The organism is Campylobacter sp. MIT 12-5580, assembly GCF_005406235.1.
In the GTDB taxonomy this organism is placed as follows: Bacteria; Campylobacterota; Campylobacteria; order Campylobacterales; family Campylobacteraceae; genus Campylobacter_D.
In genome coordinates, this window is the sequence record NZ_NXLK01000017.1 from 1 (window position 1) to 2,835 (window position 2,835).

At 40.5% G+C, this 2,835-nt stretch carries 2 tRNA genes and 1 rRNA gene; all 3 read right to left on the reverse strand.

From position 1 onward, the window contains the following. Positions 1–404: 404 nt before the first annotated feature. Positions 405–481, reverse strand: a tRNA-Ile gene (locus tag CQA38_RS09115). A gap of 33 nt (positions 482–514) precedes the next feature. Next, positions 515–590, reverse strand: a tRNA-Ala gene (locus tag CQA38_RS09120). 228 nt (positions 591–818) lie between these two features. Then, positions 819–2,331, reverse strand: a 16S ribosomal RNA gene (locus CQA38_RS09125). Between the last annotated feature and the right edge of the window lie 504 nt (positions 2,332–2,835).

Genomic DNA, 2,835 nt, shown 5'->3' on the forward strand with positions numbered 1-2,835 from the left:
AGCTTTTTGACATAATTAAATAGAAAAATTCTATTTATGTGCCTATGTTTTTCATTCTAAAACGCATCACTTCCTTGTTAAAGCTATAAGGTAAAGTCTTTTTTATTTTAAGACGGAAAGCCTTAGCTTGTGAGGGCTAAAGTTTTTGTAAGAATATATTTATCTTACGCAAAAATAATCAAGTCTTTACAACTCTAACAAGTTCAGTAAAATTGTTTTTATTAAAACTTGTTTGTGACTCTTAACAATGATAATTTAAAGAACATTAGGTTTAAAACCTAAAGCAAGGATAAGATGAAACTTTGTTTGTTTAACTTTATTTGAGTTAGACTTTAAGCTTCTTATGCTTGCTTTAAATTTTAAAGCCTTTCATTGTTGTTTCTTTTTCAAATCTTAATGAATTCTGGTGGGCCTAACAAGACTTGAACTTGTGACCTCACCCTTATCAGGGGTGCACTCTAACCAGCTGAGCTATAGGCCCATTAAAATACCTTGGTAAGTATTAAAAATCTTATGGTGGAGAATAGCGGGATCGAACCGCTGACCTCCTGCGTGCAAAGCAGGCGCTCTCCCAGCTGAGCTAATTCCCCAATTTGGAGAACTGACTACAGAATACAGAATACAGAAAAACTTGCAAGGCAAATTTTAAAAAGTGTGATTCATATTCCGCACTCCGTTCTTTAAAAATAACTATGTCAATCTTTAAAATCTAAACAAGCACGATTGAGATTTACTACTTTATGTAGTAGTGTATAAGCTTCGTGAAAAACTTATATATGATGACTCATAGCTAATGAAAGCTATAAGTTGTACTCTAGAAAGGAGGTGATCCAACCGCAGGTTCTCCTACGGTTACCTTGTTACGACTTCACCCCAGTCGCTGATTCCACTGTGGAGAGTAACCAGTTTAGTATCCCCTCTTCGAGTGAAATCAACTCCCATGGTGTGACGGGCGGTGAGTACAAGACCCGGGAACGTATTCACCGTAGCATGGCTGATCTACGATTACTAGCGATTCCGGCTTCATGCTCTCGAGTTGCAGAGAGCAATCCGAACTAAGACATATTTTATAGATTTGCTCCAGCTCACGCTATTGCGTCTCATTGTATATGCCATTGTAGCACGTGTGTCGCCCTGGGCATAAGGGCCATGATGACTTGACGTCGTCCACACCTTCCTCCTCCTTACGAAGGCAGTCTATTTAGAGTGCTCAGCCTAACTGTTAGCAACTAAATACGTGGGTTGCGCTCGTTGCGGGACTTAACCCAACATCTCACGACACGAGCTGACGACAGCCGTGCAGCACCTGTCTCTAAGTTCTAGCAAGCTAGCACCCTCGTATCTCTACAAGGTTCTTAGGATATCAAGCCCAGGTAAGGTTCTTCGCGTATCTTCGAATTAAACCACATGCTCCACCGCTTGTGCGGGTCCCCGTCTATTCCTTTGAGTTTTAATCTTGCGACCGTACTCCCCAGGCGGTATGCTTAATGCGTTAGCTGCATTACTGAGATGACTAGCATCCCAACAACTAGCATACATCGTTTAGGGCGTGGACTACCAGGGTATCTAATCCTGTTTGCTCCCCACGCTTTCGCGCCTTAGCGTCAGTTGAGTTCCAGCAGATCGCCTTCGCAATGGGTATTCTTGGTAATATCTACGGATTTTACCCCTACACTACCAATTCCATCTGCCTCTCCCTCACTCTAGACTATCAGTTTCCCAAGCAGTTTAGGAGTTAAGCTCCTAGATTTCACAAGAGACTTGATAGTCCGCCTACGCGCCCTTTACGCCCAGTGATTCCGAGTAACGCTTGCACCCTCCGTATTACCGCGGCTGCTGGCACGGAGTTAGCCGGTGCTTATTCCTTTGGTACCGTCAGAATTCTTCCCAAAGAAAAGGAGTTTACGCTCCGAAAAGTGTCATCCTCCACGCGGCGTTGCTGCGTCAGGCTTTCGCCCATTGCGCAATATTCCCTACTGCTGCCTCCCGTAGGAGTTTGGACCGTGTCTCAGTTCCAATGTGACTGATCATCCTCTCAGACCAGTTAAGCGTCATAGCCTTGGTGAGCCATTACCTCACCAACTAGCTGATACTATATAGTCTCATCCTACACCGAAAAACTTTCCCTACTTAACTTGTGTTAAGTAGGAGTATGGGGTATTAGCACTCATTTCTAAGTGTTGTCCCCCAGTGTAGGGCAGATTAACTATACCTTACTCACCCGTGCGCCACTAATCCACTTTTAGCAAGCTAAAAGCTTCATCGTTCGACTTGCATGTATTAGGCACGCCGCCAGCGTTCACTCTGAGCCAGGATCAAACTCTCCATTAAATCTACTTTTAGCGTAAGAGCAAAGCTCTTACTAAAGTAGCAAAACTAAAGGCCAGCCCGACCTACCCTAAAGGATAGTAAGCTAGTCTAAAGTTTGTATTATATGAGAATTTAATCTTTTTCTTCAAAGAAAAAGTTCAAAAAGAGTTGAATTTCATTTCAAAGACTCTTTATGGTTTTAAAAAGATTTTATATGATAACTCATACCTAAATCTTTTCTGGCTCAATCGATCACTTATTTAGATTTCAAAGATTGACTATAAGATTTGAAAATAACAATATTAAATTTAAAGAACAATAAAACTCAAAATATCATTTTACAAACATTTCATCAAAATTAAAAAATATTACATAATGAAAAGTTTTAAAACTCTTGAGAGTTCCTTTTAAAGAAGTTTTCTAAGACTTCGTTTCAAGTTTTTAGGCTTGAAAATTGAAAAGGAAATGAAATTATATACAAATAAGCTTAAAGTTTCATTAAATTTTGGTGGTTGGGAGGAGAGA